The sequence below is a fragment of the Nonomuraea sp. NPDC049624 genome, from assembly GCF_040675255.1.
GTDB lineage: Bacteria > Actinomycetota > Actinomycetes > Streptosporangiales > Streptosporangiaceae > Nonomuraea.
Genome location: NZ_JBFAOR010000001.1, coordinates 590,482 through 607,106 on the forward strand (window position 1 = coordinate 590,482; position 16,625 = coordinate 607,106).

The 16,625-nt window shown below is 70.6% G+C and carries 14 protein-coding genes; 6 read left to right on the forward strand and 8 right to left on the reverse strand.

The window, feature by feature from the left end:
- Positions 1–331: 331 nt before the first annotated feature.
- The 4 genes from purD to AB0J76_RS03175 all read left to right on the forward strand — a co-directional run bounded on the left by purD (position 332) and on the right by AB0J76_RS03175 (position 5,217).
- Positions 332–1,549 carry a phosphoribosylamine--glycine ligase gene (gene purD, locus AB0J76_RS03160; protein WP_352318021.1) on the forward strand — a complete coding sequence of 406 codons (1,218 nt, stop codon included), beginning with the start codon at positions 332–334 and terminating at the stop codon, positions 1,547–1,549.
- On the forward strand, positions 1,546–2,382 hold the full coding sequence (locus AB0J76_RS03165; protein ID WP_352318023.1) for a phosphoribosylaminoimidazolesuccinocarboxamide synthase: 837 nt from the start codon (positions 1,546–1,548) through the stop codon (positions 2,380–2,382). The genes purD and AB0J76_RS03165 overlap by 4 nt, the downstream gene beginning before the upstream one ends.
- A gap of 78 nt (positions 2,383–2,460) precedes the next feature.
- Positions 2,461–3,726, forward strand: a complete 1,266-nt coding sequence (gene murA / locus AB0J76_RS03170; RefSeq protein WP_352318025.1) for a UDP-N-acetylglucosamine 1-carboxyvinyltransferase — start codon at positions 2,461–2,463, stop codon at positions 3,724–3,726.
- A 201-nt stretch (positions 3,727–3,927) separates the two neighbouring features.
- Positions 3,928–5,217 carry a GTP cyclohydrolase IIa gene (locus tag AB0J76_RS03175; protein WP_125644142.1) on the forward strand — a complete coding sequence of 430 codons (1,290 nt, stop codon included), beginning with the start codon at positions 3,928–3,930 and terminating at the stop codon, positions 5,215–5,217.
- A gap of 311 nt (positions 5,218–5,528) precedes the next feature.
- Here AB0J76_RS03175 and AB0J76_RS03180 read toward each other — a convergent pair whose 3' ends face one another.
- Positions 5,529–5,987, reverse strand: coding sequence for a rhodanese-like domain-containing protein (locus AB0J76_RS03180; protein ID WP_352318027.1), 459 nt, complete (start codon positions 5,985–5,987; stop codon positions 5,529–5,531).
- 159 nt (positions 5,988–6,146) lie between these two features.
- On the opposite strand from AB0J76_RS03180, the gene AB0J76_RS03185 reads away from it, so the two are divergent.
- Positions 6,147–7,085, forward strand: a complete 939-nt coding sequence (locus AB0J76_RS03185; protein WP_352318029.1) for an EamA family transporter — start codon at positions 6,147–6,149, stop codon at positions 7,083–7,085.
- Here AB0J76_RS03185 and hisC read toward each other — a convergent pair.
- From hisC to AB0J76_RS03220, 7 genes are all read right to left on the reverse strand, one after another.
- A complete protein-coding gene (gene hisC / locus AB0J76_RS03190) occupies positions 7,082–8,140 on the reverse strand; it encodes a histidinol-phosphate transaminase (protein WP_352318031.1) in 1,059 nt (352 codons plus the stop codon). The two genes, AB0J76_RS03185 and hisC, sit on opposite strands and share 4 nt — an antisense overlap.
- A gap of 62 nt (positions 8,141–8,202) precedes the next feature.
- Positions 8,203–8,700: a GNAT family N-acetyltransferase gene (locus AB0J76_RS03195; RefSeq protein ID WP_352318033.1), complete on the reverse strand. Its 498-nt coding sequence runs from the start codon at positions 8,698–8,700 to the stop codon at positions 8,203–8,205.
- Positions 8,697–9,353: an NUDIX domain-containing protein gene (locus AB0J76_RS03200; protein WP_352318034.1), complete on the reverse strand. Its 657-nt coding sequence runs from the start codon at positions 9,351–9,353 to the stop codon at positions 8,697–8,699. The genes AB0J76_RS03195 and AB0J76_RS03200 overlap by 4 nt, the downstream gene beginning before the upstream one ends.
- Before the next feature lie 31 nt (positions 9,354–9,384).
- On the reverse strand, positions 9,385–11,184 hold the full coding sequence (locus AB0J76_RS03205; protein ID WP_352318036.1) for a DUF4434 domain-containing protein: 1,800 nt from the start codon (positions 11,182–11,184) through the stop codon (positions 9,385–9,387).
- A gap of 43 nt (positions 11,185–11,227) precedes the next feature.
- Positions 11,228–12,316, reverse strand: coding sequence for a glycosyltransferase (locus AB0J76_RS03210; protein WP_352318038.1), 1,089 nt, complete (start codon positions 12,314–12,316; stop codon positions 11,228–11,230).
- Positions 12,317–12,335: 19 nt separating this feature from the next.
- The gene (locus AB0J76_RS03215; protein ID WP_352318040.1) at positions 12,336–13,598 is read right to left on the reverse strand and encodes a nucleotide sugar dehydrogenase; all 1,263 of its coding nucleotides are present in this window, start codon (positions 13,596–13,598) and stop codon (positions 12,336–12,338) included.
- A 115-nt stretch (positions 13,599–13,713) separates the two neighbouring features.
- Entirely contained in the window at positions 13,714–15,387 is a 1,674-nt protein-coding gene (locus tag AB0J76_RS03220) for a glycosyltransferase family 4 protein (RefSeq protein WP_352318042.1), read from the reverse strand.
- A 56-nt stretch (positions 15,388–15,443) separates the two neighbouring features.
- Here AB0J76_RS03220 and wecB point away from each other — a divergent pair, with 56 nt between their 5' ends.
- Positions 15,444–16,574 carry a UDP-N-acetylglucosamine 2-epimerase (non-hydrolyzing) gene (gene wecB, locus AB0J76_RS03225; RefSeq protein WP_352318044.1) on the forward strand — a complete coding sequence of 377 codons (1,131 nt, stop codon included), beginning with the start codon at positions 15,444–15,446 and terminating at the stop codon, positions 16,572–16,574.
- Positions 16,575–16,625 lie beyond the last annotated feature (51 nt).

Below are 16,625 nucleotides of genomic sequence, written 5' to 3' on the forward strand. Positions count from 1 at the left end.
ACACAAATGCGTGGAGGCACGATCAGGCTGCCGGATTGGAGTGGTCGGGGGTAACTGGGGCGTACGTGGGAGAGCACGTACTGCTGGGATCACCAGGTTTCATCCCGGACCACCTCCAATCACAAGAGACGCCGCAAAGCCGCCTTAACCTACCACAGGCGGGTGAACCCAAACGACGATACTCGCCGGAGGCTGCTCGGATCAGGTGGAACCACACAAAGATGCGGGCTTGATCCGGCATTCGACGTGCCCGCAACCCGCCCGGGACGTGCTCCGGAGCCGTCCGGGACCCGCGCCGGGCGAGGGGGCCGGGCCTGCGACAATGGGGCACGTGCGCGTTCTAGTCATTGGTTCCGGAGGGCGTGAGCACGCCCTGTGCCGTTCGCTCAAACTCGATCCCCAGGTCAGCGAGCTCCACTGTGCTCCCGGTAACGCGGGCATCGAAGGCGTCGCGACCGTTCATCCCGTCGATCCCGTCGATCCCGCGCAGGTGGCCGAGCTGGCCGGGCGGCTGGGGGCCGACCTCGTCGTCATCGGGCCGGAGGCGCCGCTCGTCGCGGGCGTGGCCGACGCCGTGCGCGAGGCCGGCATCGCCTGCTTCGGGCCGACCCGCGAGGCGGCCATGCTCGAAGGCTCCAAGGCGTTCGCCAAGGAGATCATGAAGGCCGCCGACGTGCCCACCGCCCGGGCCCGCACGTGCGAGACCGAGGAGGAGGCCGCCGCCGCGCTCGACGAGTTCGGCGCCCCCTACGTCGTCAAGGACGACGGCCTCGCCGCGGGCAAGGGCGTGGTCGTCACGCGCGACCGCGACCAGGCGCTGGAGCACGCGCGGGCCTGCGAGCGGGTGGTCATCGAGGAGTTCCTCGACGGGCCCGAGGTGTCGCTGTTCGCGCTCTGCGACGGCAGCACGGCGGTGCCGCTCCAGCTCGCCCAGGACTTCAAGCGCGCCTACGACGGCGACGAGGGGCCCAACACCGGCGGCATGGGCGCGTACACGCCGCTCCCCTGGGCTCCGGAAGGGCTGACCGAGCAGGTCATGCGCGAGGTCGTGCACCCGACGATCGCCGAGCTGGGGCGGCGCGGGCTGCCGTACCAGGGGGTGCTCTACGTGGGGCTGGCCCTGACCCGGAAGGGGCCGAAGGTGGTGGAGTTCAACGCCCGGTTCGGCGACCCCGAGACGCAGGTGCTGCTCGACCGGCTGGAGACGCCGCTCGGCGGGCTGCTGATGGCCTGCGCCACCGGCGAGCTGGGCCTCGACCCGGTGTTCAAGGACGGCTCGGCGGTGACCGTGGTGATCGCGGCGGAGAACTACCCCGACGCGCCGGTCAAGGGCGACGTGATCACCGGCCTGACCGAGACCGAGAACGCGTACGTCATCCACGCCGGCACCGCGCGCGGCCCCGGCGGCGAGGTCGTCTCCAACGGCGGCCGGGTGCTGACCGTCGTCGGCCACGGCCCCGACCAGGCGAGCGCCCGCCGCAACGCCTACGACCTCGTCGACCGCGTCGAGCTGCGCGGCTCGCACCACAGGACGGACATCGCCCGATGAAGCATCTGCACTCCGGCAAGGTACGCGACCTCTACGAGACCGACGAGGGCCTGCTGCTGATGGTCGCCTCCGACCGGATCTCGGCCTTCGACTACGTGCTGGAGCCCGGCATCCCCGACAAGGGCGCCATCCTCACCCAGATGTCGCTGTGGTGGTTCGACCAGCTCAAGGACGTCGTGCCCAACCACATCCTGGCCAGGGGCGACGACGCGCGCAGCGTGGTGTGCAAGCCGCTGCGCATGGTCCAGGTGGAGTGCGTGGCCCGCGGCTACCTGGCCGGCGGCGGCCTGTCGGAGTACCGCGCGACCGGCACGGTCTCCGGGGTGCCGCTGCCCCCGGGGCTGGAGGACGGCTCCCGCCTGCCGGAGCCGATCTTCACCCCCTCCACCAAGGCCCCGCAGGGGGAGCACGACGAGCCGATCTCCTTCGAGCAGGTGGTCGCCGAGGTCGGCGCGGAGACGGCCGACGAGCTGCGGCGCATCACGCTCGACGTCTACACGCGCGGCGCGGACATCGCCCGCGAGCGCGGCATCATCCTGGCCGACACCAAGATCGAGCTGGGCTTCGACGCCGACGGCGTGCTGACCCTGGGCGACGAGGTGCTGACGCCGGACTCGTCGCGGTTCTGGCCGGCCGACGAATGGCAGCCGGGCCGGGCGCAACCTTCTTTCGATAAGCAATATGTACGTGATTGGTTGCTCTCGCCCGAATCCGGATGGGACAAATCATCCGGAAACCCCCCGCCTCGGCTTCCCGAGCACGTTGTCGAGCGCACAAGGCAGCGATACCTAGAAGCGTATGAGCGCGTCACGGGGGTTCCCTTTAGCGGATGATTCGGCTGGGTCACCTGGTGTCAGCCACTACTGTTGGCCCGATCGAGCCTCACCGTTGATTTCAAGGAGCCGCACGAAATGGTCCGTTACCGCGTGCGCGGTGGCAACGCACTGCGTGGAACCGCGTTCATCCAGGGCGCGAAGAACGCCGTGCTTCCCATGATCGGTGCGGCTCTGCTGGCCGCCAAGGGCCGTACCGTGCTGCGGAACGTGCCGATCATCGAAGACGTCCGGCGCGCGGTCGAGCTGGCCGAGGCGATCGGCGCGTACGTGGAGCTGCACGAGTCCGAGCGCACGCTGGTCATCGACGCCTCCCGGCTGAGCAGCCCGGTGTTGCCGGCCGAGATCGCGCGCCGGTTCCGCGGCTCGGTGCTGTTCACCCCGGCGCTGCTCCACCGGCTCGGCGAGGCGATCGTGGAGGGCGTGGGCGGCTGCAACCTCGGCAGCCGCAACCTCGACTTCCACTACCTGGGCTACAAGCGGCTGGGCGCGGTCGTCGACGAGGGCGAGACCGTCATCCACGTCAAGGCCAGCGGCCTGACCGGCGCGACGCTCTACCTCGACACGCCCTCCCACACCGGCACCGAGAACCTGATCATGGCCGCCGCCCTGGCCAAGGGCACGACGGTGATCGAGAACGCGGCCCTTGAGCCGGAAGTGCTCGACGTCATCGACATGCTCACCAAGATGGGCGCGCGCATCAGCGGCGGCGGCACCGGGTTCATCACCGTCGAGGGCGTGGAGGAGCTGCACGCCGTCGAGCACACCGTGATGCCCGACCGGCTCGACGCGGGCGTGTTCGCGATGGCCGCGGCGATCACCGGCGGCGAGCTCAGCCTCGTGGGCACCGGCCTCGACCTGGGCGTCGTCCGCTACAAGCTGGAGCAGATGGGCGTCGACTTCGCCCGGCAGGGCGCGGTGCTGCACGTGCGCTGCGACCGCCCGCTGCGGCCCATCAACATCATCACCGACACCTACCCCGGGTTCGCGACCGACCTGCAGTCGCCGATGATGACGGTGGCGGCCCTGGCCGACGGCACCAGCTACATCCACGAGCGCATCTTCGACGGCCGCTTCGCCCTGGCCGGCGAGCTCAACAAGATGGGCGCCGACGTCGAGGTCGACGGCAGCCGGGCCGTCGTGCGCGGGCGCACGCCGCTCAAGGGCGCACAAGTCACGGCGCACGATCTGCGCTCCGGTATCGCGCTCGTGCTCGCCGGTCTGGCGGCCGAAGGAGAGACCGTCATCGAGTCCGGATACCTCATCGATCGCGGCCACGCACATCTCGCGGCGCGAATGCGCGCGCTCGGCGCGGACATTACACGAGAGATTTCTGAGCGCTAAAAAACATGAGAAAAACCGCGTTGAGCTGCTGAGACATCTTGTCGGGCGGTCAACCAGAACGACTTTCCGGAAAAGTCGGGCGTGACATTACGGCCCCCGCGAGCGATCGTTCCAAAAGAGAGCACTGCAACGGACGGCAGGATGGGACGAACATTGGTCGAGAGGGCCGAAGAAACTCCCCGAGTGTCACGCCCGGGCGCCATGACACCGGACCTCACCATCGGCGTGGTCGGACCCCACGACCTGGTCGAGCGAGTCATGCTGATGGGTCACGCCGCGGCACCGCTGCCGTGTCGCCTGGTCGCGGCCGCGTACCGCGATGAGCAGGAGGCGCCCGACAAGGTGACGCGGCTCGGTCCCGGTGTCGACGCGTGCCTGTTCGCCAGCCCGGTCCCCTATGACCTGGCCAGGCGATCAGGCGTGCTGACGATGCCCGCGACCTACGTGCAACTCGGCGGAGCGGCATTGGTGGCGGCGCTGGCGAAGGCCGCACTTGACACTCGGATGGACCCGCAACGGGTCAGCGTGGACGTGGTCAGCAGGGCGGATGTCGAGGAGGCGTACACCGACCTCGGCATACCGGCCACGGACGTGCACAGCCGCGACGAGCCCGGAGCCACGGGCACGATCGCGGCCTACCACGAACGGCTGGCCCGCCAGGGCGCCACCTCGGGGGCACTGACGTGCCTGCCCGCGGTGGCCGAACGCCTGCACGCCGCCGGCGTGCCGGTCATCAGGATCAGGCCGACCTCGGCCGCGGTCCGGACGGCGCTGCACACCGCGGCGCTGCTCGGGGCGCATCACCGGCTGGAGGAGTCGCAGCTCACCGTGGTGCTGGTGGAGGTGCCGACGCTGCGCGAGCCCGTGCGGCGCGCGGCGCCGCGCTACTGGCGCGACGAGCTGCGGCTGTCGCTGCACCGGTTGCTGGTCCAGGAGGCGAACCGGATCAACGCGACCGTCTGGCCGATCGACGATCACAGTTACCTGGTCACCGCGACCAGGGGCTCGATCGCCGCGGCCACCGACGGGTTCCGGGTGCTGCCCTTCGCGGCCAGGATCCGGGACGAGCTGGGGCTGGCGGTCGAGGTGGGCGTCGGCATGGGGCGGACGACCCACGACGCGGAGTCGCACGCGCGGGCCGCGCTGGCCCGTACCCAGGCGGGCAAGCAGGCGCAGGGGTTCGCGGTGGACCGCGAGGGCCGGGCCCTCATCCCGGCCCCCCGGATGCCACCCACCGGGTCGACCGCGCTCAAGCCGAAGGGCGTGGAGGTGCTGGCCAGGCTGGCGGCCAAGCTCGAAGGCGGCGACACGGTGGTGGACGCCGAGGGCGCGGGCAAGATGCTCGGGGTGACGCCGCGCACGGCTCGGCGGTTGCTGCGCACGCTGGTTGACGAGGGACTCGCGTGGCCGCTTCCGCCGAACCGCACCCCGCAGCCGGGGCGTCCGCGCCAGCTCTACCGGCTCATCGTGGAGAAGCTCGGACCGCGGTGACCGTTCGGGGGCCCGTCGCCCCATTTCAGGGGCGACGGGTGCCCGGTTCTTGACCTGAGGAGTCAAAGGTACAGACAATCCGCTTGACTCTTGTGGTCTTATTGGTTGACCCGAGTAGATCCGGGTATGTTCTCCCACGCCCCCGATCGACGGGATTCGGACGGGGGCGCCAAACTTTCCCGCACAGCCCCTTCGCCGCCGCCCTTTTTACGGAAGGCGTCCGGACGGGGCTGTGAGGCCGTTTGGCGGCACTGTCGGCCCACCGGGCATGTCCGGATATAGCCGGCCACACCAACCCGCCTGGGTCGCTTTCAGCAGGCGCACGCGATTCCCGATACCGGCGCCGTCAGGGCGTCGACCGGTCGCCGGCTCACGCCCGACGCGGTCTCGACCGGAAAGCCCTCCCTGGCCCAGTACTCGAAGCCGCCGAGCATCTCCTTGACCGCGTAGCCGAGCCTGGCGAACTCCAGGGCGGCCCGCGTTGCGCCGTTGCAGCCAGGGCCCCAGCAGTAGGTGACGACGGTGACGTCCCGGGGGATCAGCGCGGCGGCCCCGGCGGCGATCTCGGCCGTGGGCAGGTGCATCGCCCCCTGCACGTGCCCCTGGTCCCAGCTCTCCCGGCTGCGAGAGTCCACGACCACGACCCCCGGCACGCCGGCGGCCAGGTCGGCGGCCACGTCGGAGACATCGGTCTCGAAGGCCAGGCGGGCGGCGAAGTGGGCGAGCGCGGCGGCGTTGGAGGCGGCGGGGGTGGAGGTGACGGCTGACATCTACGACATGTCCCTTCATTGCTGGTCAGTCGCGATCCTCCCAGCCGGCCCTCGCGCCCAACAGTGGCACGAAAGCCGCCTGTCGCTAATATCGCGCCAAATCCCGAAGTCCGATACCCGCAGGTGCTTTGTCGGAGTCGCCGGATAAAGTCATGACCCATGAGTGCGAACACCACTGACAGCCGGGCTCCCGTCCTCGTCTGGAGTGCCCTGGCGATCGTGTACGTGGTGTGGGGCTCGACCTACCTCGGCATCAGGATCGCCATCGAGACCATGCCGCCCATGCTGAGCGGCGCGCTGCGTTTCGTGACGGCCGCGCTGCTGCTCGGCGGCTTCCTGCTGATCAGGAAGGGCCTGGAGCCGTTCCGGGTGTCGTGGCGGCAGGTCTGCGGGGCCGGGCTGGTCGGCCTGCTCCTGCTGACCAGCGGCAACGGCATGGTGGCCGTGGCCGAGCAGCACATCTCCAGCGGCCTGGCCGCGCTGCTCGTGGCCTCGGTGCCGCTCTGGCTCGTCGTGTTCCGGATCCTGGTCAGGGACCGGCCGGCCGTGCTGACGCTGGCCGGCGTGCTCGTCGGGTTCGGCGGCGTCGCGGCGTTGTCGCTGACCGGCGGCCAGTCGGTGGACACCACCGGGATCGTGGTGATCCTGGTCGCGTCGTTCTCGTGGTCGGTCGGCTCGTTCCTGTCGGCGCGCATCCCCATGCCCGCCAACCCCTTCGCGGCCAGCTCGATCGAGATGCTGGTCGGCGGCGCCGGCCTGGCCGTGACCGGCACGGCGCTCGGCGAACGGCTCGACCTGGCGGCGATCTCCGGACGGTCCTGGGCGGCGCTGGCCTACCTGGTGCTGGTCGGCTCGCTGGTCGGCTTCACCGCCTACACCTGGCTGCTGGGGAACGCGCCGATCTCGCTGGTCTCCACGTACGCCTACGTCAACCCGGTCGTCGCCGTGATCCTCGGCGTGCTGGTCGTGAACGAGCACGTGACGCCGCAGATCATCGCCGGCGGGGCGGTGATCCTGGTGGGCGTCGCCCTGGTGGTCTCCACCGAACGACGCGCCAAGGCCAGGACCGCGCCCCTCGCCGAAGAGGTCAGCGCCTAACCGCGGAACGCCTTGGCCGCGGCGAGGAAGGCGTCGTTGGCCTCGGGGTCGCCGATGGAGACCCGGGCCCCCTCGCCCGCGAACGGCCGTACGGCCACGCCCTCCACCGCGCAGGCGGCGGCGAAGTCGAGGGTGCGCTCGCCGAGCCGCAGCCAGACGAAGTTCGCCTCGGTCGGCGGAACCGTCCAGCCCTGCTCGATCAGCGACTCGCGGACCCGGCTGCGCTCCTTGACCACCCGCTCGACCCGCTCCAGCAGCTCGTCCTCGGCCTTCAGCGAGGCGACGGCGGCGACCTGCGCGAGGTGGTTGACGGCGAACGGGATGATCGTCTTGCGGACGGCCGCCGCCACGGGCTCGTGCCCGATCAGGTAGCCGACCCGCAGGCCCGCCAGCCCGTACGCCTTGGAGAAGGTGCGCAGCACGCAGACGTTCGGCCGGTCGCGGTAGAGCGTCAGGCCGTCGGGGACGTCCTCGTCGCGGACGTACTCGCGGTAGGCCTCGTCCAGCACCACGAGCACGTTCTCCGGCACGCGGTCGAGGAAGGACACCAGGGCGTCGCGGCGGATCGCGGTGCCGGTGGGGTTGTTGGGGTTGCACACGAAGACCATGCGGGTGCGGTCGGTGATCGCCTCCGCCATGGCGTCCAGGTCGTGGTCCTCGCCCGCCAGCGGCACCTGGACGGACGTCACCCCCGCCAGGTCCGCCAGCAACGGGTACGCCTCGAACGACCGCCACGCGTAGACGACCTCGACGCCGGGCTCGCCGACCGTCTCGAACAGCTGCTGGGCCACCGTGACCGAGCCCGCGCCCAGCGCGATGTGCTCGAACGGCACGCCGTACCGCTCGGCGATGGCCTCGGTCAGCCCGACGGCGCCGGGGTCGGGATAGCGGTTGATCTGCCGGGCTCCCTCGGCGACGGCCTCGACCACGGAGGGCAGCGGGTCGTAGGGGGATTCGTTCGAGGAGAGCTTGTACGACCGGCCGTCGGCGGAGACCACGGCCTTGCCCGGCTTGTAGGGGGGCATGGTGTCCAGGATGTGGCGGAAACGAGGCATAGAACTACCTTAAAAGGCCACGCCCGATGAAGCATCCGCCAGCCCCCGCACGTCGGGAGGGCTCATGGCCGGGTGCGCTCCCAGCGGATCTCACCGTCGTGCACGAGGTCGGTGGGGTGCAGGCCGGCGTGCGCGGCGACCGCGGCGGAGGCCGCGTGGCCCGGGTGGATGTGGGCGACGACGGTGCCGAGGTCGTGGGCGTTGCACCAGGAGACCAGGGCGCGGGCGGCCTCGGCGGCCAGGCCGCGGCCCTGCCAGGGCACCCCGACCACCCAGGCGATCTCGGCCGTGCCCGCCTCGACGGTCGCCTGCACGTAACCGGCCAGCCGGCCGTCGGCGCGCAGGCGCAGCACCCAGTTGCGCCAGCCGGGCGGGCCCGCGACCAGGCGTTCGTAGCGGGCGCGCAGTTCCTGCTCGGTGGCGGGGGCGCCGCCGACGAACTCGTGCAGGCGCGGGTCGGCGAGCACGGCCGCCATCTCCGCGGCGTGCTCGACGCGCAGGGGCACGAGCGTCAGGCGAGGGGTCTCGATGACGTCGACGAGGTCGTTCGGGATGGTCACTCCTGAAGCATGGGCGGGTGGAGGAGCTCGGCGGGGCCGCGGCGGTAGAGCTTGGCGGGGCGGCCGCCGTCTCTGGTGGTGGTGGCGCCCGTCTCCACCAGGAAGCCCTCCGCCTTGGTGACCTTCCGGTGGAAGTTGCGGGGATCGAGGGCCCGCCCCCAGACGATCTCGTACACCCGCCGCAGGTCCGCGACGGTGAACTCCGGCGGGCAGAAGGCCGCCCCCAGGGACGTGTACTCCAGCTTGGCGCGGGCGCGGTCGACGCCGTCGAGCATGATGCGGCGGTGGTCGAAGGCCATGACGGAAAGCGCCTCGACCGGCTGCCAGCTCATGTGCGCCTGCTCCGAGGCCGGCAGGTCGGGGGCCAGGCCCAGGTAGGCGACGCTCAGCACGCGCTGACGCGGGTCGCGGTCGGGGTATCCGTACGTCTGGAGCTGCTCCAGGTGCACCGGGGCGCCCGGGAGCCCGGCCCGCTCGGCCAGCACGCGGTGGGCGGCGGCCGGCAGGTCCTCGTCGAGCTGGATGAACCCGCCCGGCAGCGACCAGCGGCGCAGGAACGGCGGGTTGTCGCGCCGCCACACCAGGGCGCTGAGCGCGTGGTTGCGCACGGTGAGCACGACCAGGTCGACGCTGACCGGGATGCTCGGGACCATGGACGGCACGTTACACGGAGTCCCGTCTGCCCTATGCGGATATGCGTACGTGGAGGGGCGTCGTGGCCTCCTTGCCGGACGCCCCCTTGATCCCTATCTTGACCCACTCCCCGGACGGCACCTGGGTCCAGTCGAACGGCACCCAGGCCGTCGCCATCCGGGCCGGGTGCTCGTCCAGCGGGTCCTTGTCCAGCCAGCCGACGGCCGCGACCACCAGTTCCTTGGTGCCGCCGGACCATTGGACGAGCACGGTGCTGCCGTCGAGGTTGTAGCCGCGCACCTCGACGCCGTCCTGCGGGTCGCGGGCCCGCCTGATGGCGTCCACGGCGATCGGGCGCTGCCAGTCGCGGGCGATCTCGTCCTGGAGCGAGGGGTCGCCGCAGGTCATGAAGTCGCTCCACATGTAGGAGACGATCTTCTGGACGTACCGGCCGGCCATCGTGACGGCCTGGTCCAGGCGCTTCTTGTCGGTCTGGCCGCGGGTGCCCTGCGGGGCGCACGGCTGCTTGCCGGACGGCTCGAACGCCTCCACGTTCGCCCACAGCTCCACCTCGTGACCGGCCTGGAGCATCTCGTCGCGGGCCTTGGCCATCTCCCGGTAGTAGTCGCGGGTCGAGCCGTGGTACGCGGTGCCGTACGTGGCCTCGCCCACCACCGGGCGCAGCCGGTCGTCCACCTCGGTGTCGCGCTCGTCCGGCCAGAACAGGCCGACCTTGCCGGTCCCCCGGCTGTCCTGCGGGGCGATGATGCCGACGCCGGTCCGGGCCAGCGCCTTGAACGCCTCGGCCACCTGCGCCGGCGTCTGGCCGAAGCCGACCCGCTTGCGCGCGTCCAGGTACGGGCTGATCAGGATCGGCTTGCCCAGCTCCTGCTCCACGATCCGGTGCTGGTCGGCGTACACCTCAAGGGTGGGGTTGGTGGCCAGCGTGGCCCCCATCTGGACTTCGAACGGCTGGTAGACGCCGCCCAGGGCCTGCCGGTCGGCGAAGCGCACGCCGTAGTCCTGCAGGATGCGCCGGGTCAGCGTGGTGAGGGTGCCGATGTGCCGCTTGTTCGCCCTGGTCGGCGTCTCGGAGTCGCGCGGGGCGAGCGGCAGCGCGGGGAAGACCCGCATGCTGAACTGGTCGGCCAGGTCGAGCAGCTCGTTCAGGCTGTCCTTGGCCGAGCCGGCCACCAGGATCAGGTCGTACGACGTGGCCTTCTTGGTGAAGTCGCAGGTGGCGTCGTCGGAGCCGTCCGGAGGGGCGACCATGCGGTAGTAGATGCGGTCGCCGGCCTTGACCGCGTGTTCCATCTTGGGGCAGCGGAACAGGCCGCCGCCGAACGCCTCGTCCGTGCGGTAGACGTACGTGCGCCCGATCCGGTTGCCGGGGTTGGCCTTGCGCAGGTCCCGTTCGGCGGCGTCGTGGCAGCTCAGGCCGTCCTCTTCGCACGCCTTGTACAGCGGGTCGAGCGTCCCGTCCTTCGCCAGCACCTCGCCGGTGTCGTCGGAGACGCTCCGGAACTGCAGGCCGTACCCGATCCTGATGATCGTGTCGCCGCCGGCGCGGTGGATCTCCTGGAGCTGGTGACGCCAGGTGCACGGGTTCGACTTCGGCGTGATCCAGTAGCCGGTGACGGCGTAGAAGTTCTTGGTCGTGGTGTCGAACGTGCCGCAGGGGTCGGTGAACTCCTTGACCTTCGGCGGCGGCGGCGTCGAGACCGTCCTGGACGGCTTCGGCGTGCTCGACGAGGACGCGACCGGCCGCTCGGACGACGACGGGAAGAGGATGATCACCACCGCGACCACGGCCAGGACGGCTGCGCCCACGAGCAGGAAGAGCCATCGCACGTTCAGGAACCTACCGCTCTCGTGATCTGCCGGAGATAAACCGCTATCGGGTGATCCCGGCCCATGCCTCAAGCTGGGTCACGAACCGCTTGGCCGAATTCGGCCAGTGGTGGTTCGCGCGGGCCGCGGCGTACCCGCGAGCGCCCTGCGCCCGCCGCTCGCGCACGTCGTCGCGCAGCGTCAGCACCGCCTGCGCGACGGCCTTCGGGTCCTCCCAGGGCACGACGACGCCGCTGTCGTACCGCTCCACCAGCTCGACCGCGCGCGGCGACGGCGTCGTGATGACCGGGATGCCGTGCGCCATGTACTCCACGATCTTGGTCGGCATCGAGTGCCGGTAGTTGGGCTCGTCGTGCAGCAGCGACAGCCCGGCCAGCGCCCCGTCGAGCCGCTTGAGCGCCTCGTCGTTGGGCATGAAGTCACGCCACTCCAGCAGCCCGTCGGCGACGGCCTGGTTGAGCATGGGACGGCTCTGCGGATCGGCGTACCCGATCAGTTCGACCGTCACCCGGTACGGCTGCAGCAGCTTGGCCACCTCGACGGCCTCGAACACCCCGCGCGCCCGCGACAACCAGCCGAGGTAGACCACCCGGTCGTCGCCCGGAGGCGTCACCGAGTCCGGCACCCAGGTCTCGTTGGGCACGATCAGGTGGGCGTGCTTGAACCGGCCCGCGTAGGCGGTCTCGGCCAGCAGCAGGTGCATGTGCCGCTCGGCCGTGCCCTCCAGCATGCGGGCGAAGAAGCGCACCGGCGGGCGCAGGAACGAGGGCAGCCACGGCTTGAGCGACAACGTCGCCGGGGTGTCCTCGTGCACGTCCCAGACCACCGGCGGCCGGTTGCGCACGCCCCAGACCGCGAACAGCAGCTCCGGGTCGTGGATCAGGACCAGGTCGACCTTGTTCCGCATGCGCTTGAACAGCCGCCGGGCGGCCCAGACGGCCGCCATGCGTTTGCGCTGGGCGGCCCTGGGCAGATCGACGCCGTTGACCCATGGACGCGGTACGACCCCGTGTGCCGAGAAGGAGGCGGCATACGTGACCTCATGACCGGCATCCACGAGGGCACGGATCTGCCGATGCAGAATTCTCGCGTCCTCGGGGTTATGCACCACCGTCATGACGAGCACGTGCACTGCGCGCAGCCCTCCGTCGCTACAGCCGCTCGACGCGTTCACCCTCGGTGAGCACACCGCGGGTGTCCAGCACGAGCTTGGCCTTCGCCTCGACCATGGCCAGATCGAACGCGGCGTGCTGCTGCAGCAGCAGCGTCACGTCGGCGTTGACCACGCCCTCGGTCAGATCCTCTTCCCGTGGCACCGGAGTGCCGTCGACCGACCACTCCTTGACGTACGGATCGGCGAACGAGAGGTCGGCCCCCAGTTCCAGCAGCGCACGCGCCACCGGCAGAGCCGGAGTTTCCCGTTCGTCGGCGATATCCGGTTTGTACGTGACGCCGAGCATAACCACTCGGGCGCCGTTCACGGGCTTCTTGTGTCTGTTCAGCAGTCGCTGGACGCGCGCCACCACGTAGGACGGCATGCGCTCGTTGATCTCCTGGGCCAGCTCCACGAACCTGAACGGGTACCCGAGCTTGCGCACGGTGTAGGACAGGTACGAGGGGTCCACGGGGATGCAGTGACCGCCGACGCCCGGCCCCGGCAGGAACTTCTGGAAGCCGAACGGCTTGGTGGCCGCGGCCTCGATCGACTCCCACAGGTTGATGCCGAGCTCGTCGCAGAAGATCGCCATCTCGTTGACGAGGGCGATGTTGACGTGCCGGTAGGTGTTCTCCAGCAGCTTGGCCATCTCGGCCTCGCGGGTGCCGCTGACCGGCACCACCTGCTCGATGAACTGCTTGTAGAACGCCGTCGCCCGGTCGCGGCAGACCGGCGTGTAGCCGCCCACGACCTTCGGGGTGTTCTTGAGCCCGAACTTCGGGTTGCCCGGGTCGATGCGCTCGGGCGAGAAGGCCAGGTGGAAGTCCACGCCGGCGGCCAGGCCCGACTGCTCCAGCAGCGGGCGGGCCACCTCGTCGGTGGTGCCGGGCCAGGTGGTGGATTCGAGCACGACGAGCGTGCCCTTGCTGAGGTTGCGGGCGACGGCCTTGGTCGCGCCCTCGACCGCGGACAGATCGGGACGGTGGTCCTCGTCCAGCGGGGTGGGTACGCAGATGACGATCGTGTTGCTTCTGGCCAGCACGGACTCGTCCAGCGTCGCGCTGAATCCGTTCGCCAGCATGTGATCGAGGTCAGCGTCGGTCAGGTCATCGATGTAGGACTGCCCGGCGTTGAGCGCGTCGACCTTCCGGGGGTCGACGTCCACGCCGACGACCCGCAGCCCGGCGGCAACCGCTTCCTTCGCAAGCGGCATACCGACGTAGCCCAGGCCGATGACAGCCAAGTCGATTTCTGTCACAGCAGTGCCTTCGAGAGCCGGAAACAACACTTCATGGTCGCAAAGGTTATCTCAAGTCCACCTAGCTCACGCCTAATGCGACCGAACCCGTCACAACGTACAGGCAACGTGGAGGTCATCTTTCGGCAAGCGATCGGTATAGGGCTTGATAAGTCTCGGCAACGCGGCTCCAGGTCCGCTTCGCGGCGACCTCGGCGCGTCCGGCCTCGCCCATCTCCGCCCGCCTGGCCGGGTCCTCACGCAGGCCGGCGATGGCCTTGGCCAGCTCGGCCGGGTCGCCGGGAGGCACCAGCAGGCCGGCACCGTCGGAGCCGACGAGCTCGGACAACGCGGGCAGATCGCTGAGCACCACCGGCTTGCCGAGCGCCATCGCCTCGACCGGCTTCAGGGGCGTGACGAGCCGACAGACCCGCAGGTCCTCACGCGGGCAGGCGAAGATGTCGATGGCGTCCTGGGCCTGCAGCGCCTCGTCGGGACCCACCCGGCCGGGCAGGACGGCGTCGCGCAGCCCCAGCTCCTCGACCAGGGCGAGCAGGTTCTCCCGCTCGGCGCCGTCGCCCACGATGAGCACCCGCACCGGCGTGCGGTCGTCGCGCAGCAGCGCGGCGGCGCGCAGCAGGGTCGCGAAGCCCTCGTAGGCCACGATGCTGGACACCGAGCCGACCACGATCTCGCCGGGGGCGATGCCGTACGCCTCGCGGAAGGAGGCGCCGTCGTAGTGGGCCGACAGCAGGGTGTCGTCGACGGCGTTGGGGGCCAGGTGGATGCGTTCCCTGGGCACGCCGCGCTCGACGATCTCGGTGGCCATCGTCTCGGCCAGCGTGACGACCGCGTCGGCCTCGCGCATGAGGAACGCCTCGCGCTCGCGCTGGAGCACGTGCCGCTGGCTGCCGACCCGGATCGGGTCGCGGGAGGCCCACGTCTCCTCCAGGAAGCCGCGCACCTCGTAGACGAACGGGGTGCCCGTCCGGTCGCGGACGGCGTGGGCGACCGAGCCGTTGCGGTGGTCGGTGGCGGCGTGCAGGACCTGCGGGCGCAGCTGCTCGACCAGGCGGGTGACGCCCTCGGCGCCCTTGACCATGCGGCCGCGCATCTCGAACGGCACCTCGCCGTGCCCGTCGGGCAGCAGGCGGTAGTACGGGATGCCGTCGATCTCCTCCTGCGCGGGCGCGTCGGCGTGCCCCTGGAGCATGGGCCAGCCCCAGCTCGTCACGACGTGCGGGTCGAGCCCGGCCGCCTTCTGGGAGGTGACGATCCGGTGGGTGCGCACGGTGTAACCGGCCTGCGTGTACGGCAGCGCGTTGGTGACCAGGTGCAGCACGCGGCCCTCGACGCGCCCGGCGATGGCGACCTTCGGCCCCGGCGGGATCGGGTCGGGGCTGATGGCGGCCAGCTCACCGCGGTAGTAGGCGGCCCTGCGCTTGACGAAGGGGTATTTGGTGTGCGCGTCGAGCACTTCGGCGGCCTGCGAGACCCGCCCGGCGTCCCAGTGGGCCTTCGCCTCGTTCCACGGCGCCTTGATCACGCGCATGCCGATCTTGCGCACCATGCGGCGGGCGCGGCGGGCGGCGGGCCATGCCACGCTGCCGACGAACGGGCGCAGCTTGGGCGGGAGCGCGTCGGCGGCGGCCTGCGCCACGCGGACGGGGTCGGACTTGACCTTGGTCACGACGACGCGGGAAACGATGACGGGGTGCTGGACGAAGCCTTTGAGAAGTCCCCCGACGCCGGCCCGGGCGGACTTCGCGGAAACCTTGGAGGAGTCTTGACGACTGGCGTCGGATGCCACGCTGGGACCGTACCATAGGCAGCGTTTTTTCCCTTCCGCTATGAAAGGCGAGGTCAATGAGGGAGAACCCCCTGGTCCTGCACGTTTTGGGTGCTCGTCCCAATTTCGTGAAAGCGGCCCCGGTGGTGCGTGCACTCGGTGAACTCGGCGTGCGGCAGGGCATCATCCACACCGGTCAGCACTACGACGCGCTGATGTCGGACGTCTTCTTCGCCGATCTCGGCCTGCCCGAGCCGGTGGCCAACCTGGCGGTGGGCTCCGGCACGCACGCCAGGCAGACCGCGGCCCTGCTCGTGGGCCTGGAGGACGTCTTCGTCGCCCAGGAGCCCGACCTCGTCGTGGTCTACGGCGACGTGAACTCGACGCTGGCCGCGATCCTGGTCGCCGCCAAGCTCGGCATCAGAACGGCGCACGTCGAGGCCGGGCTGCGCTCGTTCGACCGGGGCATGCCCGAGGAGGTCAACCGGGTCGTCACCGACGCGCTGGCCGACCTGCTGTTCGTCACCTCGCCCGAGGCCCTCGCCTATCTGGCCTCGGAGGGCGTGCCGCCCGCGAAGGTGCACCTGGTGGGCAACCCGATGATCGACAGCCTGTTCGCCGCGCTGCCCTCGCTGGACCCGGCGCCGGTGGTGGCGCGGCTCGGCCTGCCGTCCCGGTACGCCGTGGCGACCCTGCACCGCCCGGCCAATGTGGACACCGCCGAGGCCGCCAGGGAGCTGGTCGAGGCGGTGCTGGAGGTGTCGCGGCGGACGCCGGTCGTGGTGCCGGTGCACCCGCGCGGCAAGGCGCGGCTGGCCGAGGCGGGCCTGGTGGACGGCGACACGATCAAGGTCATCGAGCCGCTGGGTTATGTGGACTTCCTCTCACTCGTCCGGGGCGCGGCGCTGGTCGTCACCGACTCCGGCGGCGTGCAGGAGGAGACGACCATGCTGGGCGTCCCGTGCCTGACGCTGCGGCCCAACACCGAGCGGCCGATCACGATCACGCACGGCACGAACCGCCTGGTCACGCCCGCGCTGCTGCCCGCCGCCGCGGAGAAGGCGCTCGCCGACGGCGCCGCCACCCCGGCCGGCGAGCTGCCGGTGTTGTGGGACGGCAAGGCCGGTCCGCGCATCGCGACGGTGATCGCGGCGTGGCTGAAGGGCGACAACCTGGCCCCGGCTTCCCAGGCCAAACGCCCCGAATAGCGGCTGAATCCGCCGTACTATGACATACCTCCGCTGAGCGATAGGCGTATC

Bases quoted from the DNA above. Each gene is read 5' to 3' on its own strand.
- AB0J76_RS03165 (WP_352318023.1), top strand. From the start codon at position 1,546: ATGAAGCATCTGCACTCCGGCAAGGTACGCGACCTCTACGAGACCGAC.
- murA (WP_352318025.1), top strand. From the start codon at position 2,461: ATGGTCCGTTACCGCGTGCGCGGTGGCAACGCACTGCGTGGAACCGCG.
- AB0J76_RS03175 (WP_125644142.1), top strand. From the start codon at position 3,928: ATGACACCGGACCTCACCATCGGCGTGGTCGGACCCCACGACCTGGTC.
- AB0J76_RS03180 (WP_352318027.1), bottom strand. From the start codon at position 5,987: ATGTCAGCCGTCACCTCCACCCCCGCCGCCTCCAACGCCGCCGCGCTC.
- AB0J76_RS03185 (WP_352318029.1), top strand. From the start codon at position 6,147: ATGAGTGCGAACACCACTGACAGCCGGGCTCCCGTCCTCGTCTGGAGT.
- hisC (WP_352318031.1), bottom strand. From the start codon at position 8,140: ATGCCTCGTTTCCGCCACATCCTGGACACCATGCCCCCCTACAAGCCG.
- AB0J76_RS03200 (WP_352318034.1), bottom strand. From the start codon at position 9,353: ATGGTCCCGAGCATCCCGGTCAGCGTCGACCTGGTCGTGCTCACCGTG.
- wecB (WP_352318044.1), top strand. From the start codon at position 15,444: ATGAGGGAGAACCCCCTGGTCCTGCACGTTTTGGGTGCTCGTCCCAAT.